This is a genomic window from Neobacillus rhizophilus (genome assembly GCF_018343535.1).
GTDB lineage: Bacteria > Bacillota > Bacilli > Bacillales > Cytobacillaceae > Neobacillus > Neobacillus rhizophilus.
Genome location: NZ_JAGYPF010000010.1, coordinates 29302 through 54682 on the forward strand (window position 1 = coordinate 29302; position 25381 = coordinate 54682).

The following is a 25381-nucleotide window of genomic DNA, read 5'->3' on the forward strand; positions in this document are numbered from 1 at the left end:
AACAAAAGACGTAACCTAAAGCTAGGTTACGTCTATTTCTATTCTTTCCCTTCAGGCTCTGTTTCCCTGCCTTCTTCGTTGTCAGGGTGACCGCCTTCCTGCTGCTCGCCAGCATTAATTTCCACTTCTACCTTCGGAGGCAGAATGGAGGCAATTACTTCACTATCCTCATGATTAATCGTAAAATCAAAGGCTGGAATATCCCCCGCCAGAATAGTTTCGCCTACCTGCAAATGAGAAACATCTACTTCAATCTGCGGCGGAATATTGTCTGGTGTGGTCGTGATGGAAAGCTGATGCAATGGCTGCTGCAGAACGCCGCCGTCCTTCACGCCCGCTGCTTCTCCAGCCAAAACAAGTCTAACATCAACTGTTACTTTTGATGACTTATCAACGGCTAGAAAATCAACATGAATAACTTCTTTTTTAATGGCATCCTCTTGGTAAGCCGTTAATATAACATCCTGTTTGCTGCCATCAACATCGAGTGAAATGATTCCGTTTCTGCCTACAGTGCGAATGGTTTTTGTAAAATCAGCCCCACTGACAAACACCGGCTTGCTCTCAACTTTTGCTCCATATACCACAGCAGGGATATTGCCGTTATCGCGGATTTTCCTCAATTCCGAACGGCGCAGCTCCTTCCGCTCCTTCGCTTGTAAAACAGTACTCATGTATAGTCCACCTTCCTATTTCATTTATCTATATAAAATTTCCCCAAAAAAGGAAGGTCTAAACATATTTGTACTGTTTCTTTTTAGAAAAGCTAAAGGCGCCCGCCTATCGGCGACAAGCACAAGACGAGCCGGCCGAAAGGTTGCTTTTTAACCTTTTGGACGGATTGGCTTGTGACCTCGAGCCGATGGCGCCTGGAGCTAGACAATAGAAAAGCGGGACTGTTCACCTTAGATTAATCTTAATCAAACAATGTGCTGACTGATTGCTCTTCGTGGATGCGAATAATCGCTTCGCCGATTAATGGCGCAACAGACAAGCTTTGGATTTTTTCAATTTTCTTTTCTTCCGGAAGATCAATAGAATTTGTTACAACCAATTCTTTGATTTTGGAATTCTGAATTCTTTCAATGGCAGGGCCCGATAAAACTGGATGTGTACAGCAGGCATAAACTTCCTTTGCCCCGTTTTCTACTAACGCGTTAGCGGCAAGGGTAATGGTCCCTGCTGTATCAATAATATCATCAATTAAAATGGCAACTTTGCCTTCAATGTTACCAACGATATTCATAACCTCTGCCACATTTGGTCTTGGACGGCGTTTGTCGATAATTGCGATTGGCGCCTTGAGGCGTTCAGCCATTTTTCTGGCTCTCGTTACGCCGCCATGGTCTGGCGAAACAACCACAATATCACCATTTAATTCTTTATTTCTAAAGTATTCCGATAAAATCGGCACACCCATAAGATGGTCGATTGGAATATCGAAAAATCCTTGGATCTGCGGTGCATGCAAATCAAGGGTCAGCACGCGGGTCGCACCGGCAGTCTCAAGCAGATTGGCCACTAATTTCGAAGTGATTGGTTCACGGGCGCGCGCTTTCCGGTCCTGACGGGCATAGCCATAATACGGCATAACAATATTGATTGTTTTGGCAGAAGCCCTCTTTAGCGCATCAATCATGATTAATAGTTCCATGATATTTTCATTTACTGGTGCACTTGTCGATTGGATGACATAGACATCACAGCCGCGGATACTCTCTTCAATATTAATTTGAATTTCACCGTCACTGAATCTTGTAACCGAGCTCTTTCCAAGCTCTACCCCAATTACCTTTGCAATTTCTCTAGCTAGTGCAACATTGGAGTTTAAACTAAATACCTTTAAGTTTGGATCTAAATATTGGTTCGACATGAGGGCCCTCCATTTTAATTTCGCTTATTTCTTTATATTTAGCTTTTCAACATAATTTTCTTTATTCACTTGATGTGCTCTGGCAATCGCCAATGCATTTCCAGGAACATTCTTTGTGACAGTGGAACCAGCAGCTACATAAGCTCCTTCGCCAATCGTGACTGGAGCAACCAAGTTGGAATTACAGCCAATAAACACATGATCTTCAATCTTTGTTAAATATTTATTTTTACCATCGTAATTAACCGTGATAGAGCCGCAGCCGATATTGACGTCGCTGCCAACCTCCGCATCACCGATATAGCTCAGATGGGACGCTTTGCTTCCTTGACCGAATACAGCCTTTTTGATTTCCACAAAGTTGCCGATTTTCACCTCATCAGCAATTGCTGAATCCGGGCGGATATGGGCGAACGGCCCAATATTGACATGGGAGCCAATCGAACTATTATAAGCGGCAGATTGACGGATAACCGTCTCATCGCCAACATGGCAGTTAGCAATTTCTGAATGTGGGCCAATGATGCAATCTGCCCCGATAACAGTTTCACCTTTTAGGATTGTTCCTGGATGGATAACCGTATCAGGTCCAATTTGTACATCAGCTTCGATATAGCTGTTTTGCGGGTCAATAATGGTTACCCCATTGCGCATTTGGGCTTCATTAATGCGCCCACGCATAATCCGTTCTGCTTCTGCCAAAGCCACGCGGTCATTAACCCCTAGAGTCTCATCCAAATCTTCAGTTTGGTAAGCTGTAACGATTTCTCCCTGCTTCTTCAAGATTTCAATAACGTCCGGTAAATAATATTCTCCCTGCACATTATCATTTGAAACATTTTTCAGTGCTTCGAATAAAGCCTGATTGTCAAAGCAGTATGTTCCTGTGTTTATTTCGTTGATCTTCCGCTCTTCTTCCGTGGCATCTTTATGCTCCACGATTTTTTCAACAAAACCACTTTCATTGCGAACGATACGGCCATAACCGGCAGGATTGTCGATTTTTGCCGTAAGAATCGAGGCTTTTGCCTTTGCTTCTACATGCTCTTTAAATAAAGCCTCCATCGTTTCTGCTTTAATGAGCGGCGTATCTCCGCATACGACAATCGTTGTTCCCTCTTTTCCCTCAAGCATGCTGGCAGCCTGCATCACCGCATGAGCTGTCCCTAGCTGCTTTTCTTGCAGGGCATACAGACTCTCATCACCTAATTGGGCCCGTACTTTTTCGGCACCATGGCCGATGATGGTCACGATATCCTTAATATCAAGTTTTTTGACTTGATCTACAACATGCTGTACCATTGGTTTTCCGCACACTGGGTGCAATACCTTATAAAGCTTTGATTTCATCCGCGTTCCTTGCCCGGCGGCCAAAATCACAGCATAACGATTTGACATGGACTGATCCTCCATTTTTCAACCTTCTTATCCATAAAAAATATTATCGTAAATAGGAACTCATTTCAAGGAATGAACGATATGTGTCTAATGTCATAATATTGCGTTTTTTCCGATTGGGATAATTAATTGTGAGGGGAGGACGAGGGGGGATTTTTTAAATAATAAAAAGAGCCTTACTCAGAAGAAAGGCCCTAGTTGATTATCTTCAGGAAGCTCCGGCTTCTTCGAATTCTACTTCCAATTCACCTAAACGGTGGTACTCAGCCAATACAGCTTCTTGGATTTTTCCACGTGTTCCTGAATTGATTGGATGCGCAATATCACGAAATTCTCCATCAGGAGTCCGTTTACTTGGCATAGCGACAAACAAACCGTTGTTTCCGTCAATAACGCGAATGTCGTGAACCACGAACTCATTATCTAATGTGATTGATGCAATCGCTCTCATACGACCGTCGGTATTAACGCGGCGCAGTCTTACGTCAGTTACTTCCATGTGCTCACACCCTTTTCTCAATGTTAGATTAATAATTCAACAAGATTTTGCGTTTTCCTTCTTTATTTTTAAAAAATTTTTTGAAAAATTAGGGCAAATTGGTGAACATTTGTAAATTTTGGATTTTTGCTGACAAAAAAAACGCCCGTATTATTTTACGAGCGCTACTACTTCGATTTCAACTAAGGCGTCTTTTGGAAGACGAGCCACTTCTACGCAGGATCTGGCTGGTTTGTGGACGGAAAAATATTCACCATAGACTTCATTAACCTCCACAAATTCGTCCATGTTTTTGATAAAGACAGTGGCCTTTACGACGGTTTCTAATGAAGCACCAGCTTCACTCAGAACAGCCTGCAAATTGCGGAACACTTGATGTGTCTGTTCTTTTACATCCCCTGTTACCATTGTTCCTTCAGCAGTTAACGGAATTTGTCCAGAGCTGTAGAATATATTGTTTACAATAATACCTTGTGAGTATGGGCCGATTGCAGCCGGGGCTTGATTGGTTTGTACAACTTTCATCGTATATTCCTCTCCTTTACCTATCAAAAAAGTTTCCCACTTCGACATTGATACTTTTTTCTTTAACATCTACATCTGACAGCTTAACTAACGATAAGTAGTCATCCACTAACCTGTCCTCAGTTTCCTCCGCTTCGACTAAAACAGCAATCCCGGCTACGTGGCCATTGAACTCCTCAAGCATGCTTACCATACCTAAGACTGTACCGCCCGCCTTCATAAAATCATCAACAATGAGGACATTTGCCCCTTCCTTCATGCTTCGCTTGGAAAGAACCATTGTTTGTATCCTTTTGGCTGAACCTGACACATAATTAATGCTTACAGTCGGCCCTTCTGTCACTTTGCTGTCCCTTCTGACAATCACTACCGGAACATTTAATTGACTGGCAACGGCATACGCGAGCGGTATACCTTTTGTGGCTATTGTCATGACGACATCAATTTTTGCATCCGCATAGGCCGAAGCAATGATTCTTCCTGCCTTTTGCACCACCTGCGGACTGCCTAAAATATCAGTCAAATATAAATAGCCGCCGGGCAAAAGCCGGTCAGGACTGCCGATAAGCTGACAGAGCTCATTAATGAAAGGCTCAGCTTCTCTCTTGCTTACCTTGACGAAAAATTTAACACCGCCCGCTGCTCCTGGCACAGTTTGCAGCGTTCCGATTCCCCTTTCTTCAAGCGTCTCTTTGACAATGGCCAAATCTTCACTGATTGAGGACTTTGCCGAAGAATAACGCTCCGCAAAAAAGGTTAGCGGCACTAACTGGCGAGGATGATCGAGAAGATAACTTGTCATATCTATCAAACGTTCACTGCGGCGAAATTTCATAACAACCCCCCGAATCCGAATATTCTAATTAAAGGATACTATTATTGTGCGCCTTTAATCAAGCGTATGCCGTTCACCTAACATTCTTACTGCAAAAACCTGGTCACAAAACCCGCGCAGGCCATTATAAATGCGATGCATTCTGGAATCGTGCTGAACCAGCCCAAAAACGGTCGGACCGCTGCCACTCATTAATACCGCATCTGCACCGAATCGTTTCATTTGGTCTTTTATTTGTGCTACCTCTGGATGAAGGTTTAAAGTTACTTCCTCTAGCACGTTGCCAACATGTTGGCATACTTTTTGATAGTCATTTTGCCCAATGGCATTGATCATTTCGTTTATATTTGGGTGGGTGATTCTGTTTACATCCAAACGCCGATAAACCTCAGCAGTTGAGACACCGATGAACGGCTTGGCCAAAATAACCCAGCATGTCGGCGGAGCCGGCAGTTCGGTGATAAATTCCCCTCTGCCCTTTGCCAGCGCGGTCCCACCGTACACACAAAAGGAGACGTCTGAACCAATTTCACTGCCAAGTTGAGCCAGTTCATCCAACGTCAGTCCAAGATTCCATAGCTTGTTAAGGCCCCTTAAAGCTGCTGCTGCATCGCTGCTTCCACCAGCCAAGCCAGCCGCAACGGGGATTGTTTTTTCAATGGAGATTGATACACCCTTCTTTACATTAAAACGGTTTTTTAGCAGCAGTGCAGCCTGGTAGGCTAAATTACGCTGGTCATCGGGCACGTACCGATTATGAGAAAGAATATGTATTTTATCCTCCTGTAACAAGGAAAGTTCAACCCGGTCGGCTAAATCAATGGTGGTCATAATCATTTCAACCTCATGATATCCATCGGGCCGTTTATGTAAAACATCCAGTGCTAAATTAATTTTAGCCGGTGCTTTAACTAAAAGCTTCACGCTCGTCCACCTACTTTTACAAATATCCTAAGAGACAGGCTCCTTTTGCCTGCATTCCTGCTTTCCGAATCCATATATTGTCCTATTTTACCACAAAACGACAATTGCAAGACGTGAATCCTATCAAATTTTATATTTTATCATAGTTTTGATAAGAAAAAAGTGATATTTTTTTAGCAAGAAAAAAACCGGAGGAGATTCTCCGGCTTTGCTGCGGCGTTTAAGTGTTTAAATAAATAGCGGAAGTTCTTGTGGGAATTAAGATTTATGCGAGTTCCTGCTGGTTAATTGCTGTTCCGCAAGCTCGATGGCCCGCTTTACCATATTCCCTGCATCTTTTGCCCGGATGCCGCCCCAGCCCTCTTTTTGGACAACATCGTAAAATCCAAGTTCTTTTGCTAATTCTTCTTTAAAGCGTTCTGACATGATTCCTCTTCTTCTGCCCATCTAAACAACCCCTTTCCTGTCGCAGCATTATTAGTATGAGATAATTTCGGGTATTAAATAATTTTTTAATATAGGTCTGTTGATTTCCGCTCCAATCAACAGATAGAAGAATCAGCCAAGGTGTTTTTTAGTTCTTTTTGAACAGCAAAAAGCAGTAAACCTTTGGTTTACTGCCATGCGTTGATTATATTCTAGCTTAAAGCTGCATTTCCTGCTGCCTCTTCATAGAAGGTAATTTGAACGGTTTCGGTTAAAACATCAGCATAGCTGTAGGAAACTCGTTCGAATGCATTCTCATCCTGATCCAGTTCGATGACAAAAACAGATGGGTACGTCTCTGCAAGGACACCGGAACGTTCAATTGTTTTTCGACGTCCCCCGTTGGCCTTTAGTAACAACCTTTTCCCTAAATTTGAGTCCAGGGATTTTTTAATATCCGCTAAGGTTTTAGTCATTCGGTCCACCTCACTATGTAAAGTATATCACGCTGACATACTTATGTCAAACAAAAATATAAATTATATCAGTCCGACAAAAAGATTGTCAATATTTTTTGTTCTGTTTTTTTTGCTAAATTTCAACATTTTTAGCGTTGCCTGAAATGTTTGGGAATATGTATCAAGGGGAAAAAATAAACCCATTAGAGCATAGCGAAAGTAGTTTAATATTGATGACTAGCTTTTCGCCTCTCTAATAGGCCTATTCCTCCTCTTGAACAGGGTGATAGGGCATTCCGGTTCTGAGGACTCCTTTTGTTTCAATTCCTCCCAGCCCTTTTTCACCTGTAAGTGTATTTCTCAGCACTTCCCAAACGTTGATTCTTTCCATAAAAGGGGTAAAACTGATTTTGGCGACGATATAGACTGGGTCAAGTGCGTGAATGTTGATCCTAGATGGGGAGCTGGCAAAGTTTGCGCCGGCATGAATAAGCGATTCAAAATGGGATTGGCATGCACCCGCAAAGATGACAAGCTGGTCCAAATGGGGCACTTTCCTTCGGGCTTCCCTAACCGTTTCCACAAAGTGTTTAGAATGGCGGTACGCATTGATATCAGTCATTTTCCCCTTTGCTTTTGAATAAGCATCATGTCCAGTGATAACGAGAATGTCGGGACGATAATAGTCCATGTAGCCGCCAATTTTCGCAGGCATCTCTTTTTCATTGCAATGAATCCCTAAAACAGGTACACCGATTTTTTCATATAAGGCCATGCATTTTTTTAAATAGGCAGGGTCGCCATCTAGGTGAAGGACTTTTCCGGGGATTTGAAAATAGCTGCTCGGCTTTACATAGCCGCTAGTGGCTTCGTATTCCTGCCTCTCCCTCAATAAATCGACATCCTGTGTAAAAAGCCTTAAGGATTGCTCCTCGAGCGTCCGGTACTCCTTCGTGAGCTTTAGCCGCTCATTTGGGTTAATTACCATCAAATCTTGATATGGGGCATCTGCTACTAGGCGGAAATCCTCGCCATAGAGGATCGCCACTGTCTGGCCATTAATTTTTTGTATATCGATAACTCGAAAGAGAATATCGCAATTATATGAACGTCTGCCGACAATATCATTTATTTTTATATCCACTGTCGTCACTCCAATAAGACCGCAGGTAAGGCCTTCAAATAAGGTTCTTTGATAGGCTATGCATGGGTAGTTGTCCTTGTGAAAAAAAATAGACCTATTTTAAAGGTCTATTGGAAGTATGCATATAATTCGTCGCTTAGGCGGCCAAACTCTTCGAGTGACAGTGTTTCCCCTCTTCTTGACGGTTCAATGCCGCTAGCCGCCAAGGCCGCAAGGATTTCCTCTTTCTTTTGTTTGCCATCTGGCAGGCCACTTGTTAAGTTGTTTAATAATGTCTTTCTTCTTTGGGCAAAGCTCGCCTTTGTCACCTGGAAAAAGAAGTTCTCATCCTTTACCTGGACAGCAGGGTTTTCCCTCCGTGTCAGCCTGATGACCGCAGAATCGACGTTTGGCTGCGGGACAAAAACCGTTTTTGGCACAATCATGACGGTCTCCGCTTCAGTATAATACTGAACCGCGATGGACAGGGAGCCGTAGTCCTTTGTTCCAGGCTTCGCAGAAATCCGGTCCGCTACTTCTTTTTGGAGCATACAAACGATGCCGCGAATCGGCAAATGCTCTTCAAGCAACTTCATAATAATCGGCGTCGTTACATAATAAGGCAGATTAGCAACCACCATCAAATCAGAAATGTCAGCAAATTCAGCAGCAATAACCTCCGCAACATCAGCCTTTAACACATCATTATGAATGACTTTTACATTCGAATATGGTGACAACGTATCCTCTAAAATTGGCAGAAGCCTTTGATCAATTTCAAAAGCAACGGTCTTTTTGCTCGAACGGGCCAACTGTTCCGTTAAGGCTCCGATTCCTGGGCCAATTTCAATGGCTCCTGATTCATCGGTAAGGTCCGCAAAGCTGACAATCTTTTTTAATATATTCGTATCGATTAAGAAATTTTGCCCCAGGCTTTTCTTAAAGGAAAAACCGTATTTTTCTAAAATAGCCCTTGTTCTCACAGGGGTAGCGATATCTTTATCCATTACTCTCCTCCTGACGTACCTTGCTAAGTGCCTCAGCAAATTCCTGTTTGCTGATTTGAAACATCATGAGACGCTTATGCAGCTGCTTACCGTTTGTATAGCCAATTTTTAATAGCTTCCCTAATTGAATTCTCCGTTCCTTGGCGCCTTCCCCGCCGATTAGTCCGGCAGTGATTAAATCATCCTGGCTGATTTCTTCTAAAATATCTTCACGCATGACTTGTGCGTCCTTTAAAGCCGCCCTGATTGCATCTGGTGAGGCATGCTCAACCCCGATTCCTTTATCTCTTTTTGCCAAGGCATCCTCTTTTGCCAGGAAAGCATGTTTACAGCCTGGAACCTGTTCGGCAATGGTTTTTCTAATTTTTTCACCAGGATAATCTGGATCAGTAAAAATAATGACTCCCCTTGTTTCCTGGGCACGTTTTATTTTTTCAATCGTGGCTTGATTAACTGCGGACCCGTTTGTTTCAATCGTATCCGCCTCGACTGCCCGTTTAATGGCCGTCGTATCATCTCTTCCCTCCACCACGATAAATTCCTTGATTTTCATTTTGCCTCCAAAAAATAAATATAATTGAAAAAAAGTTGAAACATTTTTGTAATGTCCATCGTCTATATTAACGAAACCATTCATAAACTTTAGTAATCATTTGCTTAGGAGTTCGTTGTTAAGTATAAAGAAATTTTAAGAAAAAGTAAAAAAGCAGGGGTTTCCCCCTGCCGCAAAATGAATTACTGCATTATCGTAATCTTTACTTTTTTTCGTCCCCATCGATATGCATCAGCTTTTGAGGGCATAAATACGTCAATTATATACCCTTTTATGGCCCCGCCTGTATCGGCAGCAACCGCATAGCCATAGCCTTCGACATAAACCTTCGTGCCAAGCGGAATGATATTTGGATCAACGGCAATTATTTTAGCGTCCGGATTAGAGCGCAAATTAAAACCGGTTGCAGTCCTTCCTGAACAGCCATTACAATAGGCTGTATACGCTGTAGACGTCACATAAAGCTCTTTTCCTGCAGGTGCCTCACCGCGGGATACTTGAAGGGCTAAGTCTTTCGTGCCGACAGCGACAACCCTATCCTGTTTTGCTGTAACCATCTGCTCACTGATTAACTTCCTTGATACCTCTTTACCATTTTCGATTAGGACTTCATATTGTTTGGAAACGAGCCCTTTTTTACCTTGAGAGATGGTCTGTTCTTTCCCTTTCTCAAGGCTGTCATCCCTCTTGGTAACCACGGCAAATTCAACAGGTTCTTCCACTACATCGGTGACTTTTTCTACACGAATGACGTTAACAACACCATTCTCTGCTATGGTTTCTGTTAATGGCGGTTCAACTCGGTCAAAATCGTTTAGTTTAGTGCCCTGCTGCGTTAAAAAGTCAGCGACCGTAGTCGAAGTGGACCAGACTGCTTGCTCTTTTCCGCCGTCAATGAAAGTCAGATGATAGGCCTCGGTGACGCCGATTTTCATCTTATTTTTGATTGCCGTCTGCGGTCCGGGTGAAACTTTATCATGCTCGTTTAAAGCAATATGTTGTTCTTTCAAAGCCTCCGCTACAGTCTTGGCTGTAGTCCAAATCGTTTTCTTCTCGTTGTTCTTGACAATGGTAACCTGTTTCGCTTGCAGCCAGACGATATGTAGGTTTTCATTTACCTTCGTACTCGCCTTTGGATACAAGTAGTCTTGGGAGCGCATTGAAACATCCAGTTCATCCAATAATTCCTTAATGGTATCTGCATGCGTTTTGATGACCTTTTGTTCGCCATTAAGAGTAATTGCCACCGTTTTCTTTGATCCTTCGTAAAAAAGAATTCCAAGAGTTGTTAGCAAAACTACGAAACTAGCAAAAGCAATGGTCAAATTCCTCGCACTCCAAGACCGGAAAAACAGGCTTTTCATGTTTTTGAATACGATGAAAAACGCCTCCTTTTCTTATGGAGATATAGTGAAACCATGCCGCCGGCTGTCAACCCTTGCATACCCTGAGAACATATTCCTAATTATGCACATAACTGGAAATTTTGCAAAGGAAAACTTATCGACACGGTTATCCTATGTTGAAAAGGAGACGTGTAGAACTTTTAGTTATCGGAAAAAATTTGGACAAGCTTCTTACTGTTTCGACAATTTCCCTTATCAGTTTATGGCGAAACATTTTTTAGCATTTTGTGTCGTTGCCTCGGCCACCTCTTCGTACGTCAATCCCTTTATTTCGGCAATTTGCTCGGCAACCAACTTCACATAGCTCGGTTCATTTCGTTTTCCCCGGTAAGGATGCGGCGCCAAATACGGGCAGTCTGTTTCAATTAACAACTTACCAAGCGGAATTTCAGCAGCTACCTCCTTCGGCTTTTTGGCATTCTTAAAGGTAACAGGACCGCCCAGCGAGATATAAAAGTTCATGTTCACACATTCCTTTGCTGTCTCGGCGCTGCCGCTAAAACAATGCATAATTCCGCCTACCTCTGCCGCGCCTTCCTCCTTTAATATTTCAACAATATCTTGAGTTGCTTCCCGGTTGTGGATGACAATTGGCAGCTTCACTTTTTTAGCCAGCCGGATTTGTTTCCTGAACACCTCTTTTTGAATATCCTTAGGCGACTTGTCCCAATGATAATCCAAACCCATCTCGCCAATTGCGACTACCTTTGGATGTGCGGCGAGTTCCTCAATCCATTTTAGGTCTTCTTCCGTCATATCAATGGCATCGACCGGATGCCAGCCCACACAGGCATAAATAAACTCATAGCTTTCGGCCAATTCCATCGCTCTTGTAATGGTCGGACGGTCAAAACCCACCACAACCATATTTGTTACCCCTGCCTCTTTGGCCCTTGCAATTACCTCTTCAAGGTCTTCATTAAACTGTTCGGCATTTAAATGGGCATGTGTGTCGAATAACATCTTATTCCCTTCTTTCTTTTTTCATCATCATCTTACTCTTTTCTGCTTAAACACGAAAAAAGGGAAATTTCCACGAAATTTGTTTCACGTGGAACATCGAAAAGCGGAGGCGCCTTGACCAGGGGCGATATAGGGAGACTTATCGACTGGCAAGCGAGAGCGCAGCCAGAGATTAGTCCTCCTTAATGCGTACAGGAAGCGTTAGCTTTCTGTTAGCCAGGCATAAGACGAGCCGGCGAGAAGGCTGCTTTTTAGCCGTCTTGACGGATTGGCTTATGACCCCGAGCCCCTAGGCGCCGCAGCTAGACATCCCTCAATGCAAAAGCGCCTAAACTAGGCGCTTTTCATTTTTTTATTTTACCTTTGAGCCATTCGGCAGTGTTTGGTCCACTGTTGCCAGAGACAGCTGCCCGTCTTTAGAGCCAGCCAAAATCATTCCTTGAGATAATTCACCACGCAGCTTAACCGGTTTTAGGTTTGTGATACAGATTACCTTGCGCCCCACCAATTCCTCTGGTTTATAGTACTGAGCAATTCCTGATACAACCTGGCGTTTTTCATAGCCTAAATCCAACTGAAGCTTTAATAATTTATCAGCCTTCTTAATAGGTTCTGCCTGGATAACCTCCGCTACACGCAGGTCAATTTTCATGAAATCATCAATGGCGATTTCTGCAAGTTCTTCAGGCTTCTCCTCTTTCTTTTCTTCTGCTTCAGGTGCTGGAGCCGTTCCGCCTTGCATCTTAGTCTTAATAAATTCGACTTCCACAGCGATTTCTAGTCTTGGGAACAATGGTGCATCTTTTTCAACTTTTGTTCCGCTTGGAATATTGCCAAATGTGTCAAGGCTTTCCCATGTCTTCAATGCTTCATCGATAATTCCTAACTGTTTGAAGACCCCATTCGGTGTCCGGGTTAAGAATGGCTGAAGAAGAATCCCAATTCGGCGCAGTGATTCCGCTAAATGAACCATAACGCTGGCAAGCTCGCTTTTCTTTGCCTCATCCTTAGCTAACGTCCATGGCTGTGTTTCATCAATATATTTATTTGTCCTGCTGACTAGCTGCCAAACGGAGCTTAATGCAACAGAAAACTCCATTTTCTCCATGGCTTCTTCATACTTGGTAATAGTCTCTTGATTTGTTTGGAGCAAGGACTCATCGAATTCACCAACAGAACCTGCATAGTCGGGAATAATCCCATTAAAATATTTTTCAATCATCGCAACAGTCCGGTTTAGGAGGTTTCCAAGGTCATTCGCTAAATCAAAATTGATTCTTTCGATAAACCCTTCCGGAGTGAAGACACCATCTGCTCCAAAAGGAACCTCACGTAACAGATAGTAGCGAAGTGCATCAAGGCCATAGCGGTCAATCAATGTCACTGGATCGACAACATTTCCCTTTGACTTCGACATTTTCCCATCCTTCATTAACAGCCAGCCATGAGCAAATACTTTCTTTGGCAGCGGAAGGTCGAGCGCCATCAGCATAATTGGCCAATAAATGGTGTGGAAACGGACAATTTCTTTACCGACTAAATGTACATCTGCCGGCCAGTATTTTAAGTAGTTAGCGTCGTTTTCGGTGCCATAACCAAGTGCGGTAATATAATTGGAAAGCGCATCAATCCAAACATAGATTACATGCTTTGGATCGCCAGGCACTTTGATGCCCCAGTCAAAGGTTGTCCTTGAAACGGCCAAATCCTCAAGGCCCGGCTTAATGAAGTTGTTGATCATTTCATTCTTGCGGGATTCCGGTTGGATAAATTCAGGATTCTCCTCATAATATTGCAGAAGTCTGTCCACGTACTTGCTCATTCTGAAAAAGTACGATTCTTCCTTTACCCTTTCGACCGGGCGGCCGCAATCCGGGCAGTTCCCATCAACAAGCTGGCGGTCAGTAAAAAAGGATTCACAAGGCGTACAGTACCAGCCTTCATATTGATCCAAATAAATATCACCCTGCTCAAGCAGTCTGGCAAAGATCTTTTCGACAACCTGTTTATGTCTGTCCTCTGTTGTCCGGATAAAATCATCATAGGAAATATCAAGCTTCTTCCAAAGCTCTTTAATACCTCCGACAATTTCATCGACATAGGCCTGAGGAGTAATGCCTTTTTCCTCTGCCTTGCGCTGAATTTTTTGTCCGTGCTCATCTGTACCTGTTAGATATCTTACATCAAACCCGCGCAACCGCTTATAACGGGCCATTGCATCCCCTGCAACCGTCGTATAGGCATGTCCAATATGTAAATTACCGCTTGGATAATAAATCGGTGTCGTAATATAAAAAGATTTTCCCGCCATTTGTATCACTCCTCTTGTAATAGACAATTAATCCCCATCTAAACATTATTGCCCTTTTTTATTGGTCTCTAACATCAAAATATACCGAAAATTACGTTTTTGTGCAAGAAACCGGCATTTAGACGGATTCCATTTTTTAAAAAAATTTTCCAAAATACACCCATAAAACACCCACAAACTACGAAACTTATTTTTGAAATAAGATAGGATTTTGTAGAATTTTGTCGAATTGTCGAATTTATGTCTAATAAAGAATATTAGTTATCTATAATGTTAATGATGGTAATTATTTAATAGAAATTCAAAAATCCCTTATTAAATCCACCTTTTCAGTATGGGTAAAAATTCCTTATTATTTTTCAAAATTAAATAATTGACGAATTTGGGAAACGCTGGTATTATGAATATATGAAATTTTTGTCGAATAATGACGAATTATAAAGAGAAAAAAATAATTGTTTAATAGTGAGAGGAGATTAATAAAAATGAAATCTACTGGTATCGTTCGTAAGGTTGATGAATTAGGCCGCGTGGTTATTCCGATTGAATTAAGACGTACGCTTGGAATTGCTGAAAAGGATGCTCTTGAAATCTATGTTGATGATGACCGCATTATTTTAAAGAAATACAAACCAAATATGACTTGCCAAATCACTGGTGAGGTTTCTGATGATAATCTTGCTCTTGCTGGCGGAAAGTTAATTCTAAGCCGTGAAGGTGCAGAGCAATTAATCAAAGAAATCCAAAGCAACTTTGAAGTAGTAAAATAAGAAGACTTCCTTACCAAAGGCAATCTCTTCTTTTATAAATAGACCAAGAGGCTGACATAATGTCAGCCTCTTTTTATGGTTCAATATGATAAGCCTGGTAAACTTCCCGTTTATTTAATCCTCTGTCCTTCGCCGTTTGTTTAATGGCGTCTTTAGAAGACATATCTTTTTCAGTTATGTAGTGTCCGACATGCTCTTCAATCGTTAACTGCTCCCACCAAGCGGCCTCTTCGGGCTCCGGTAATTTGCTGGTTCCTTCAACGATGACGCAGAATTCCCCGCGGATTTCCTCTTCATTAGCCCATTGTAGAGCCTCTTCGAGATTTCCTCTAATAAATTCCTCAAACTTTTTTGTCAGCTCCCGGCAAAGGGCGACCTTCCGGCTGCCAAGGACTTCAAGCATGAGGGCTAGCGTTTCCTTCAGCCTGTGCGGGGCTTCATAAAATATGATGGTAGCCGTCTGTCGCTTTAGTCCTTCTAATTGCTCCCGTTTTTCCTTTTTGCTGCGGGGCAGAAACCCATAAAAATAGAAAGGCTGGCAGACAAGGCCCGAGGCAATTAACGAAGTGATCCCTGCATTTGCCCCCGGCAGCGGCACGACCGTCAGCATTTCGGCTGTGGCTTGCACGACAAGCTCGTAGCCAGGGTCAGAAATAGCAGGTGTACCGGCATCGCTCACTAATGCAATTTTGGCGCCATCATTTAACCTTTGAATCAGCTTTTCCCCGCTCGTTTCTTTGTTATGTTCATGGTAGCTTACCACTGGGGTGTCAATTTCAAAGTAATTCAACAGCTTTTTTGTATTTCTTGTATCCTCGGCGGCAATCAGGTCTGCCTCTTTCAATATCCGTACCGCGCGAAAGCTCATATCCTCCAGATTTCCAATCGGGGTCGGAACCAAATAGAGAATTCCCTTTTGCTCCTCATTCGCAAAGCTCTTTTGCTGCCACATCATCATCACCTATCTCTCTCACTAAAAAATCCAACTTTTGTTTCCGTGTCAGCTTTTTAAAATGGTATTCGGCTCTTAGGGCATCACCTTTATTTTCAAAGCCCTTATAGTACGTCAGTTTAACCGGACCGCGGCCCCTTGTATACTTGGCCCCTTTTCCATCATTGTGAAGCTGTATCCTGCGTTCTAGATTATTGGTGTAACCCCCATAGAAGCTCCCGTCCCTGCAGGTCAGCACATAAAAATAATGCTCACTTTTCTCCATATAAAATCTCTCTTATTTCTGGGGTATATTCATCGTTATCTTGATAAACGATCAGCGGTGGGAGAATTTTCAGATCAGGACTTCCATCCTTAATGGCTTCGACTAATATGGTATTAGCTTCCTTCCCCATTTTCGGGTAAACAAATTGGATTCGCTTTGGCTCCAGCCTATATTGACGCATAAAAGTTACGATATCCAATAGTCGCCCCGGGCGGTGTACGAATGCCACTTTCCCACCTTGCCTGACAAGGTCGCTAGATGCCTTAATAGCATCCTCAAGCGTACAGAGAATTTCATGACGGGCGATCGCCAAATGTTCATTTGGGTTAATTTCTCCCTTTGATGGTGTCGTAAAATAAGGAGGATTGCAGGTAACCACATCAAATTTGCCGTATCCCAATTTTTTCGGCATATCCTTAATATCCCCAAGAATCATCTCGAGCCTATTTTCAAGACCATTATATTCAATACTTCTGACCGCCATATCGTAAAGGCGTTCCTGAATCTCCACCCCTGTAATTTTGCCCTTTGTCCTGGCACTTAAAAACAGCGGAATTACCCCGTTGCCACTGCAAAGGTCGATGAGGTTTCCTTTTTGGATGGGGACATAAACAAACCTCGCCAAAAGGACTGCATCCAGTGAAAACGCAAATACAGATGGACTTTGAATAATCCTTAAGTTCTCGGCCAGCAAATAATCTAAGCGTTCATCATCCTTCAAGTTAATCATGTTCATTCATTCCTTATCAAAGTATGAAAATAGAGGCTGATGAAAGGTCAGCCTCTTAAGGTTATTTCTTATTTAGAAAAGATAGACAGAATAAACAGTCGCCTTCCTTGCGCAAACTGCCAAAATGAAGATTGCAGATATGAAATCCCTCTTGATAAAGGCGGGCTAGATTATCATAGCCTTCTCCGACATCAAACGGCTTTACATTGGGAGATGGGGTTTGTGCCGCCTCCTCTGCCTTTTTGCTGCTACTATCCTTCTTCTCAGCTTCTGTGGTTACATCTAAACGGCGTCTTAAATGCTCATTTTCAAGCTTTAAACAATGATTTTCTTCTAGTATTTCAGCTAAGTGCTCCTTTAATTCCCCAAGCTGCTGGTAAAGATGGCCAATTTGTGTTTCCATATTACTTACTGATTCAAATATCTCTTTTTTATCCACGCCTTCCACCTCATTAATCTGTGGATTGTATCGAAAAGGCACCTTCTTTAATGATTTCATCTAGTGTATATTCCAGAACCCGCTCTTGTTCTGTCAATTCCACCTGAAGAACCCGCTCTAAAATATTCAAACCTACCACTTTTCCCCTGCCATTAGGAGTTTCAATGACTTCTCCCAAATCCGGCAGCTGTTCTTTAGCCGATTCGTATTCATCATTTTCATATTTTAAGCAGCACATAAGTCGGCCGCATAAACCTGAAATTTTGGTAGGATTTAAAGATAGATTTTGATCCTTTGCCATTTTAATCGACACAGGATCAAAATCCCCTAAGAAAGTGGAACAGCACAGCATTCTTCCACACGGGCCGATCCCGCCAAGCATCTTGGCTTCATCGCGGACCCCAATTTGGCGCAATTCGATCCTTGTCCGAAAGATGGCTGCCAAATCCTTGACAAGCTCACGGAAATCAACTCGTCCATCCGCTGTAAAATAGAAAATAATTTTATTGCGATCAAATGTATATTCAACATCCACCAGCTTCATATCCAGTTGATGTTCAGTTACTTTTTCATTACAAACCTCATAGGCTTCCTGGGCCGCCTGCTTATTTTCCTCGACAATCATCCGATCCTTCTGATCCGCAATTCTAACAACCTTTTTTAACGGAAGGACCACATCATGTTCCTCAACCCGCTTCCGGGGTATCACAGCCCTGCCATATTCCACCCCGCGGACGGTTTCGACAATGACAAAGTCATCTTTTTGAATTGGGAGGTCTCCAGGATCAAAATAATAGATTTTCCCCGCTTTTTTAAAGCGTACTCCTACAACATCATACAAATTCAAGATCCCTCCTGCAATTTAAGCACAAGCTGTTCCATCATCAGCTGAGGATTCATGTTCGCAGCAAGCTTTCTCTTCGCTTCGAGAATAGCTGACATTTGAGCCGTTAAGCGCCGCCTTGATGTTCTTAGAGCAAACTGCTGCATGCGTTCCAATTCATTTTGGAAAACAATTTGCTCCTGCTTATCTAATTGTATATATAATAAATCTTTAAAAATAAGAAGTAATAAGTCTAACCCACGTTGAATTTGTTCCTTCTCCTTAAAGTGCAAGAACCAATCGGTCTGAAGCGTGACCATCGCTTCGAGCTGATTTTTTTCTAACACCTCATATAATTTTACCACTATTTTTTGGGCTTGTGCAAACCATTCATCGACATTTAATTCTAGCGCCTCATCCAGACTATTAGTCAACTGTGCAAGTAATGGGGCTTTTTGCGGTGTTACACCGTTTTCAACCAACTGACTTACCATTTTTTGCGGTGATAGCGGTTGGAAGGTTAAAGCCTGGCATCTTGAGAGAATCGTCGGAAGGATTTTCTGTGGCTGTTCGGTTAGTAATATTGCAGCCGTTTCGGCATTAGGTTCCTCGAGAAATTTAAGGAGGCTATTGGCAGCACTTACGCTCATCTTATCAGCGTGAACCAGCATATAGACCTTTTTTAAGGATTCTACTCCTTTTTTGGAAAACTCCGCCTGGAGGTTTCTGATTTGTTCTACCTTAATAGATTGACCGTCCGGCTCGATAATGTGCACATCTGGATGATTTCCGCTAATGATACGCCGGCAGCTGCTGCAGGCCTCACAAGGTTTATAGCCATCAATTAACGATTCACAGAAAAGAGCCCTGGTTAGAAGTTCGGCGATTTCTTTTTTCCCCGTTCCTCTCATGCCCTCAAAAAGGTAAGCGTGAGCCACCCGATTTTTTAATAAGCTATTTTTTAACATACGGAGGACCGCCGGCTGCAGCTCCTCCAGTTGACCCCAGGTTTTCACCAAGATTATCACTCACTAACTAAAGAATAGGAATTTATAGAAAACTCGCCGATTGGCGAGCCCCATAATGCGGTTCATGAGACGAGTTGCCCTTATGCGTTAAGAAAGTTTATACTTTCTTATTAGCTAAAAATGTAAAAACTGCTCAATCGGCAGCACGAAAACCGTTGCGCCGCCAACCTCGACTTCTACTGGATAAGGGACATAAGAGTCGGCATTGCCGCCCATTGGCGAAACAGGTGACACTAGCTGGTCGCGAGCACGGCAGTTATCCTTAATAATCTGCAGAGCCCGGTCAACGCGAATATCTTCAGTACCGATTATGAAAGTGGTATTTCCTGATTTTAAAAACCCGCCAGTACTCGCCAGCTTTGTAGCTCTAAAATTATTTTCCACTAACGCCTTTGACAAACGATTGCTGTCCTGGTCTTGAACCACCGCAATAATAAGTTTCATAGTAAATCCACCCTCTCCTTTAGAATTTCCGGCATTACTTATCCTATATTATAACAGTTTCTTTGGGGACTTACATTCGCAATAATTAGGAAGGTTTTCCTTGCTAGCAAAAAAAGCCTTATAGCGAAGGCTTTCTTTCTGTTAGTTTTGATTTAATTATATCGAGTGTTTGTTGAAAAATATCCTCGATTGTTCCTGAGGCATCAAGTTTGATAATCCGGCCGGGGGATCGGTCTAAAAGGATATGATAGCCTTCTCTCACCTTTTGGTGAAACTCCAGGTTTTCCAAATCCAAGCGGTTAACTTCTCTGCCTTTATTCTTATTAATTCGCTCGAGCCCAGCTTCCGGCTCAATATCAAAGTAGATCGTCAAATCTGGCATCATCTTCTCGATCGCAAATTGGTTAATCGACCATACCTCATCAATTCCCAATCCCCGTGCATAGCCTTGATAAGCCAGGGAGCTATCAACGAAGCGGTCACACAAAACAACCTTTCCCTCTTCTAAGGCAGGTTTTACTTTTTCAATTAAATGCTGTCTTCTTGCGGCAGCATAGAGCAACGCCTCCGTCCGCGGGTCCATGGCCGTATTTTCTTTTGACAAAATGACGCGGCGAATTTGTTCCGCAATATCAATGCCGCCAGGTTCCCTTGTAACCATTGCCATTGGCAGCTGCTCAGCAACCATACTGAGGATTGTAGTCTTGCCTGCCCCATCCGGGCCCTCAAATGTAATAAATGTTCCGTTCTTCATCAATGAAACCTCCAAAACTGTATATCTTAAGTTGTCCGAAAAACCTTCAGCATACTTTTTCTTAATAAGGACCCACCTTGAAACCTTGCCCCCGTTTTCATCAGATTATGTAAGCGGCTTAGCTTTTCAGCAGTGATTCGTTCTCCTTTTAACAAAAGCGGAATCCCAGGAGGATAAGGAATAATCGTTTCCGCACAAACCTTGTCCTCTGCTTCAGAATTAGAAATTTCCCACTCCTCATAATCGCCCATCTTTTTGAAAGGAATAGCTAACTCAGAAATTCGATTATTACTTAATTGAAATTCTTCCTTTTTCTCGCCACAATCACAAAAAGTGTCTTTTAGAGCCTCTTTTATTTTTACGGCCGTTTCCCTAAAAGGATACTTTTGGCCATCCTTCAGTAGTGGAAGTATGAAAAGGACATTATTTGGATCTGCTAATTCTGTATAAATGGAGTATTCCTCCAGCCTTTGCTGCAGCTCAAAGCCACTTAATTTGCTTCGTGACTGAAGCGTGATTTTTAATAAATCCCCCTGCTGATTTGGGTAGTCTAATACCTTAATCGCGGAAACATCGGCTAAATCCTTTTTAAATAAGTGGATCTCGCTTTGTAAAAATTCTAAATCCCTCTGCTCATAGGCTGCTAGATAACCTCTCGCCAAATCCAGCGATGCCATTATCGGATAAGACGGGCTGCTGGACTGAAACATTTCCAAGTAACCCTTGATTTTTTTATTCTCAAGAAGACTGCTATTAACATGCAAAAAGGACCCCATCGTCATGGCCGGGAGTGTCTTATGTGCTGACTGCACAACAATATCCGCACCAAGTTGAACAGCTGATGCTGGGAAAGGCTTTCCGAGGATAAAATGGGGCCCGTGTGCCTCATCCACTAGGACTGGGATGTTATGCCCGTGCGCCTCCTGAATAATCCCTTGCAAATCATAGACCATTCCATAGTAGTTCGGGTATGTCAATATAAGGGCTTTTGCATTGGGATACCGACGGATGGCTTCTTTAACAGTCTCGACTGATATTCCAGAGGGAACATTCCATTCGTGGTCATATTCCGGCTCCAGAAATATGGGTCTGGCCTTGGCCAGTTGTATAGCATTCATGACTGACTTATGGCTATTCCTTTGTACCAGGACCGTATCGTCCTCCAAGCACGCCGCTAAAATCATGGCAATATTTCCGACAGTGGAGCCATTTACAAGAAAGTAACTTTTCTTTGATTGGTAAAGCTGCGTTAAAAGGTCTTCCGCTTCTAAGATTGCTCCTTCAGGAGAATGCAAGTCATCTAATCCAGTTAACTCAGTTGCATCCAGCTTTAGAATTTGTTTAAAGTGCTCTTGTGCATTCGCATCAAAAATAAGACCATATTTATGTCCAGGAACATGAAATGAAACAGGTTTCCTGATTTCATGTTTCATTAACGCATCATATAAAGGTGTTTTCATCTGCTTAAACATTTCCTTACATCCTTGTTAAGATTCTAACCTATTGTCTCGTTTTAAGGAAAAAAAATAAAGCCCCAATCAGGACTTTGTTATGAAAATATTTCCGGAGTCGTAATTTTTTTAAGCTGTTTCAAATAATGTTTATATTTTGGATCGCTCGTGTCTGTTTGAATTAAATCATTTTCACATTCTGTGCAAATAAAAGAAGTGTATAGATGTATGCCTTTCGCTTTAAGATTCTCACAAATAACGCAAGTTTCCCTTAAATGGTTATGTGCTAAGTTTGAACTCAATCGCTCCACCTCCATACACCCATTCTGCCCGATAACAAAAATTTGTATACAATTTTTCGAATTTTCGCATCCGCAATAATAATATATGTCGCCATTCACAATTGGGTGTATGTCTAATATCGATTTTTTATTGATGCACGGGGACGGTTCTCATGCATCATTCAAGCATAAATAACCAACAAAAAAAAGACAACCTGAAAATAGTTGTCTTTTTGCTTGCCCGGCAGCGTCCTACTCTCACAGGGACTTGCGTCCCAACTACCATCGGCGCTGAGAAGCTTAACTTCCGTGTTCGGGATGGGAACGGGTGTGACCTTCTCGCCATTGCTACCGGACCTATTAAATTAGAGGTTTCATTCCCTCAAAACTAGATAATGCAGAAGAAGTTTATAAGAACGAGTTCGTCATATTACTTTGATAATTGTCTAGCTCCAGCGTCCAGCAACTAGTGTCCTTCGGTCTTTTCCCTACGATAAGTCAACATCGATTCGCTATCGCTCATCGTGTTTCCTTTATCTCAGTCAAAGCCCTCCAGGCCATACGTTGCTAACCGGCCGCTTCCGCTTTTCGATTTTGGTTAAGTCCTCGATCGATTAGTATCAGTCAGCTCCACACGTCACCGCGCTTCCACCTCTGACCTATCAACCTGATCATCTTTCAGGGATCTTACTAGCTTGACGCTATGGGAAATCTCATCTCGAGGGGGGCTTCATGCTTAGATGCTTTCAGCACTTATCCCGTCCGCACATAGCTACCCAGCGATGCCTTTGGCAAGACAACTGGTACACCAGCGGTGCGTCCATCCCGGTCCTCTCGTACTAAGGACAGCTCCTCTCAAATTTCCTGCGCCCACGACGGATAGGGACCGAACTGTCTCACGACGTTCTGAACCCAGCTCGCGTACCGCTTTAATGGGCGAACAGCCCAACCCTTGGGACCGACTACAGCCCCAGGATGCGATGAGCCGACATCGAGGTGCCAAACCTCCCCGTCGATGTGGACTCTTGGGGGAGATAAGCCTGTTATCCCCAGGGTAGCTTTTATCCGTTGAGCGATGGCCCTTCCATGCGGAACCACCGGATCACTAAGCCCGACTTTCGTCCCTGCTCGACTTGTAGGTCTCGCAGTCAAGCTCCCTTGTGCCTTTACACTCTGCGAATGATTTCCAACCATTCTGAGGGAACCTTTGGGCGCCTCCGTTACATTTTAGGAGGCGACCGCCCCAGTCAAACTGCCCACCTGACACTGTCTCCCACCCCGATAAGGGGTGCGGGTTAGAATTTCAATACAGCCAGGGTAGTATCCCACCGACGCCTCCACCGAAGCTGGCGCTCCGGCTTCTCAGGCTCCTACCTATCCTGTACAAGCTGTACCAAAATTCAATATCAGGCTACAGTAAAGCTCCATGGGGTCTTTCCGTCCTGTCGCGGGTAACCTGCATCTTCACAGGTACTATAATTTCACCGAGTCTCTCGTTGAGACAGTGCCCAGATCGTTACGCCTTTCGTGCGGGTCGGAACTTACCCGACAAGGAATTTCGCTACCTTAGGACCGTTATAGTTACGGCCGCCGTTTACTGGGGCTTCGATTCAGAGCTTCGCTTGCGCTAACCCCTCCTCTTAACCTTCCAGCACCGGGCAGGCGTCAGCCCCTATACTTCGCCTTGCGGCTTTGCAGAGACCTGTGTTTTTGCTAAACAGTCGCCTGGGCCTATTCACTGCGGCTCTTCGGGGCTATTCACCCCAAAAAGCACCCCTTCTCCCGAAGTTACGGGGTCATTTTGCCGAGTTCCTTAACGAGAGTTCTCTCGCTCACCTTAGGATTCTCTCCTCGCCTACCTGTGTCGGTTTGCGGTACGGGCACCTTTTATCTCGCTAGAGGCTTTTCTTGGCAGTGTGGAATCAGGAACTTCGGTACTATAATTCCCTCGGCATCACAGCTCAGCCTTAAGGTGAACGGATTTTCCTATTCACCAGCCTAACTGCTTACACGCACATATCCAGCAGTGCGCTTACCCTATCCTCCTGCGTCCCCCCATCACTCAAACGATAAAGAGGTGGTACAGGAATATCAACCTGTTGTCCATCGCCTACGCCTTTCGGCCTCGGCTTAGGTCCCGACTAACCCTGAGCGGACGAGCCTTCCTCAGGAAACCTTAGGCATACGGTGGATGAGATTCTCACTCATCTTTCGCTACTCATACCGGCATTCTCACTTCTAAGCGCTCCACCAGTCCTTACGGTCTAGCTTCAACGCCCTTAGAACGCTCTCCTACCGCGGACACCATAAGGTGTCCACCCACAGCTTCGGTGATACGTTTAGCCCCGGTACATTTTCGGCGCAGAGTCACTCGACCAGTGAGCTATTACGCACTCTTTAAATGGTGGCTGCTTCTAAGCCAACATCCTGGTTGTCTAAGCAACTCCACATCCTTTTCCACTTAACGTATACTTTGGGACCTTAGCTGGTGGTCTGGGCTGTTTCCCTTTTGACTACGGATCTTATCACTCGCAGTCTGACTCCCACGGATAAGTCATTGGCATTCGGAGTTTGTCTGAATTCGGTAACCCGATGAGGGCCCCTAGTCCAAACAGTGCTCTACCTCCAAGACTCTAACTACGTGAGGCTAGCCCTAAAGCTATTTCGGAGAGAACCAGCTATCTCCAAGTTCGATTGGAATTTCTCCGCTACCCACACCTCATCCCCGCACTTTTCAACGTGCGTGGGTTCGGGCCTCCATCCAGTGTTACCTGGACTTCACCCTGGACATGGGTAGATCACCTGGTTTCGGGTCTACGACTACATACTATTTCGCCCTATTCAGACTCGCTTTCGCTGCGGCTCCGTCTCTTCAACTTAACCTCGCATGCAATCGTAACTCGCCGGTTCATTCTACAAAAGGCACGCCATCACCCATGAACGGGCTCTGACTACTTGTAGGCACACGGTTTCAGGATCTCTTTCACTCCCCTTCCGGGGTGCTTTTCACCTTTCCCTCACGGTACTGGTTCACTATCGGTCACTAGGGAGTATTTAGCCTTGGGAGATGGTCCTCCCTGCTTCCGACCGGATTTCACGTGTCCGGCCGTACTCAGGATCCACTCAGGAGGGAACGAAGTTTC

At 43.6% G+C, this 25381-nt stretch carries 26 protein-coding genes and 2 rRNA genes; 1 reads left to right on the forward strand and 27 read right to left on the reverse strand.

Going from position 1 to position 25381, the window contains the following annotated elements; genetic code table 11:
* Nucleotides 1-38: 38 nt before the first annotated feature.
* The 15 genes from KHA99_RS29950 to metG all read right to left on the reverse strand — a co-directional run bounded on the left by KHA99_RS29950 (nucleotide 39) and on the right by metG (nucleotide 14301).
* On the reverse strand, nucleotides 39-674 hold the full coding sequence (locus KHA99_RS29950) for a 50S ribosomal protein L25/general stress protein Ctc (RefSeq protein WP_213121141.1): 636 nt from the start codon (nucleotides 672-674) through the stop codon (nucleotides 39-41).
* 242 nt (nucleotides 675-916) lie between these two features.
* Nucleotides 917-1873: a ribose-phosphate diphosphokinase gene (locus KHA99_RS29955; RefSeq protein ID WP_213121142.1), complete on the reverse strand. Its 957-nt coding sequence runs from the start codon at nucleotides 1871-1873 to the stop codon at nucleotides 917-919.
* Between the two features lie 24 nt (nucleotides 1874-1897).
* Nucleotides 1898-3271: a bifunctional UDP-N-acetylglucosamine diphosphorylase/glucosamine-1-phosphate N-acetyltransferase GlmU gene (gene glmU, locus KHA99_RS29960; protein WP_213121143.1), complete on the reverse strand. Its 1374-nt coding sequence runs from the start codon at nucleotides 3269-3271 to the stop codon at nucleotides 1898-1900.
* Nucleotides 3272-3479: 208 nt separating this feature from the next.
* Nucleotides 3480-3770 (reverse strand): septation regulator SpoVG, encoded by a 291-nt coding sequence (gene spoVG / locus KHA99_RS29965; RefSeq protein ID WP_003347151.1) that lies wholly within the window; start codon nucleotides 3768-3770, stop codon nucleotides 3480-3482.
* Nucleotides 3771-3920: 150 nt separating this feature from the next.
* A complete protein-coding gene (gene ridA / locus KHA99_RS29970) occupies nucleotides 3921-4295 on the reverse strand; it encodes a 2-iminobutanoate/2-iminopropanoate deaminase (RefSeq protein ID WP_213121144.1) in 375 nt (124 codons plus the stop codon).
* Nucleotides 4296-4311: 16 nt separating this feature from the next.
* Entirely contained in the window at nucleotides 4312-5130 is an 819-nt protein-coding gene (gene purR / locus KHA99_RS29975) for a pur operon repressor (protein ID WP_213121145.1), read from the reverse strand.
* Nucleotides 5131-5184: 54 nt separating this feature from the next.
* Complete coding sequence (gene ispE, locus KHA99_RS29980) at nucleotides 5185-6054, reverse strand: 4-(cytidine 5'-diphospho)-2-C-methyl-D-erythritol kinase (protein WP_213121146.1); 870 nt, start codon at nucleotides 6052-6054, stop codon at nucleotides 5185-5187.
* A gap of 258 nt (nucleotides 6055-6312) precedes the next feature.
* Nucleotides 6313-6501, reverse strand: a complete 189-nt coding sequence (locus KHA99_RS29985) for a small, acid-soluble spore protein, alpha/beta type (RefSeq protein ID WP_213121147.1) — start codon at nucleotides 6499-6501, stop codon at nucleotides 6313-6315.
* A 191-nt stretch (nucleotides 6502-6692) separates the two neighbouring features.
* Entirely contained in the window at nucleotides 6693-6956 is a 264-nt protein-coding gene (gene veg, locus KHA99_RS29990) for a biofilm formation stimulator Veg (RefSeq protein ID WP_213121148.1), read from the reverse strand.
* 244 nt (nucleotides 6957-7200) lie between these two features.
* Nucleotides 7201-8091: a sporulation peptidase YabG gene (yabG, locus tag KHA99_RS29995; RefSeq protein ID WP_372447650.1), complete on the reverse strand. Its 891-nt coding sequence runs from the start codon at nucleotides 8089-8091 to the stop codon at nucleotides 7201-7203.
* Nucleotides 8092-8189: 98 nt separating this feature from the next.
* The gene (gene rsmA, locus KHA99_RS30000; RefSeq protein ID WP_213121150.1) at nucleotides 8190-9068 is read right to left on the reverse strand and encodes a 16S rRNA (adenine(1518)-N(6)/adenine(1519)-N(6))-dimethyltransferase RsmA; all 879 of its coding nucleotides are present in this window, start codon (nucleotides 9066-9068) and stop codon (nucleotides 8190-8192) included.
* Nucleotides 9061-9621 (reverse strand): ribonuclease M5, encoded by a 561-nt coding sequence (gene rnmV, locus KHA99_RS30005; RefSeq protein ID WP_213121151.1) that lies wholly within the window; start codon nucleotides 9619-9621, stop codon nucleotides 9061-9063. The genes rsmA and rnmV overlap by 8 nt, the downstream gene beginning before the upstream one ends.
* Nucleotides 9622-9803: 182 nt before the next feature.
* Entirely contained in the window at nucleotides 9804-10985 is a 1182-nt protein-coding gene (locus KHA99_RS30010) for a G5 and 3D domain-containing protein (protein ID WP_213121152.1), read from the reverse strand.
* 237 nt (nucleotides 10986-11222) lie between these two features.
* Nucleotides 11223-11990: a TatD family hydrolase gene (locus KHA99_RS30015; protein ID WP_213121153.1), complete on the reverse strand. Its 768-nt coding sequence runs from the start codon at nucleotides 11988-11990 to the stop codon at nucleotides 11223-11225.
* A 352-nt stretch (nucleotides 11991-12342) separates the two neighbouring features.
* Entirely contained in the window at nucleotides 12343-14301 is a 1959-nt protein-coding gene (metG, locus tag KHA99_RS30020; protein WP_213121154.1) for a methionine--tRNA ligase, read from the reverse strand.
* Nucleotides 14302-14786: 485 nt separating this feature from the next.
* On the opposite strand from metG, the gene abrB reads away from it, so the two are divergent.
* Entirely contained in the window at nucleotides 14787-15071 is a 285-nt protein-coding gene (gene abrB, locus KHA99_RS30025) for a transition state genes transcriptional regulator AbrB (protein ID WP_213148336.1), read from the forward strand.
* Between the two features lie 73 nt (nucleotides 15072-15144).
* Here the strand turns inward: abrB and rsmI are convergent, their stop codons facing one another.
* From rsmI to KHA99_RS30085, 12 genes are all read right to left on the reverse strand, one after another.
* Nucleotides 15145-16023, reverse strand: a complete 879-nt coding sequence (rsmI, locus tag KHA99_RS30030) for a 16S rRNA (cytidine(1402)-2'-O)-methyltransferase (protein WP_213121155.1) — start codon at nucleotides 16021-16023, stop codon at nucleotides 15145-15147.
* Nucleotides 15995-16288: a GIY-YIG nuclease family protein gene (locus KHA99_RS30035; protein ID WP_213121156.1), complete on the reverse strand. Its 294-nt coding sequence runs from the start codon at nucleotides 16286-16288 to the stop codon at nucleotides 15995-15997. The genes rsmI and KHA99_RS30035 overlap by 29 nt, the downstream gene beginning before the upstream one ends.
* Nucleotides 16275-17018, reverse strand: coding sequence for a tRNA1(Val) (adenine(37)-N6)-methyltransferase (locus KHA99_RS30040; protein WP_213121157.1), 744 nt, complete (start codon nucleotides 17016-17018; stop codon nucleotides 16275-16277). Before KHA99_RS30040 ends, KHA99_RS30035 begins: the two co-directional genes overlap by 14 nt.
* A gap of 61 nt (nucleotides 17019-17079) precedes the next feature.
* Complete coding sequence (yabA, locus tag KHA99_RS30045) at nucleotides 17080-17457, reverse strand: DNA replication initiation control protein YabA (protein ID WP_213121158.1); 378 nt, start codon at nucleotides 17455-17457, stop codon at nucleotides 17080-17082.
* Between the two features lie 13 nt (nucleotides 17458-17470).
* A complete protein-coding gene (locus KHA99_RS30050; RefSeq protein WP_213121159.1) occupies nucleotides 17471-18298 on the reverse strand; it encodes a PSP1 domain-containing protein in 828 nt (275 codons plus the stop codon).
* A gap of 2 nt (nucleotides 18299-18300) precedes the next feature.
* On the reverse strand, nucleotides 18301-19299 hold the full coding sequence (gene holB / locus KHA99_RS30055) for a DNA polymerase III subunit delta' (RefSeq protein WP_213121160.1): 999 nt from the start codon (nucleotides 19297-19299) through the stop codon (nucleotides 18301-18303).
* A 123-nt stretch (nucleotides 19300-19422) separates the two neighbouring features.
* Nucleotides 19423-19752 (reverse strand): cyclic di-AMP receptor DarA, encoded by a 330-nt coding sequence (darA, locus tag KHA99_RS30060; RefSeq protein WP_213121161.1) that lies wholly within the window; start codon nucleotides 19750-19752, stop codon nucleotides 19423-19425.
* 118 nt (nucleotides 19753-19870) lie between these two features.
* Nucleotides 19871-20506, reverse strand: a complete 636-nt coding sequence (gene tmk / locus KHA99_RS30065) for a dTMP kinase (protein ID WP_213121162.1) — start codon at nucleotides 20504-20506, stop codon at nucleotides 19871-19873.
* Between the two features lie 26 nt (nucleotides 20507-20532).
* Nucleotides 20533-21978, reverse strand: coding sequence for an aminotransferase class I/II-fold pyridoxal phosphate-dependent enzyme (locus KHA99_RS30070; RefSeq protein WP_213121163.1), 1446 nt, complete (start codon nucleotides 21976-21978; stop codon nucleotides 20533-20535).
* 77 nt (nucleotides 21979-22055) lie between these two features.
* Complete coding sequence (locus KHA99_RS30075) at nucleotides 22056-22274, reverse strand: sigma factor G inhibitor Gin (protein ID WP_213121164.1); 219 nt, start codon at nucleotides 22272-22274, stop codon at nucleotides 22056-22058.
* Nucleotides 22275-22477: 203 nt separating this feature from the next.
* Nucleotides 22478-22594, reverse strand: a 5S ribosomal RNA gene (rrf, locus tag KHA99_RS30080).
* 238 nt (nucleotides 22595-22832) lie between these two features.
* Nucleotides 22833-25381 (reverse strand): 23S ribosomal RNA (locus KHA99_RS30085); the annotation flags it as partial.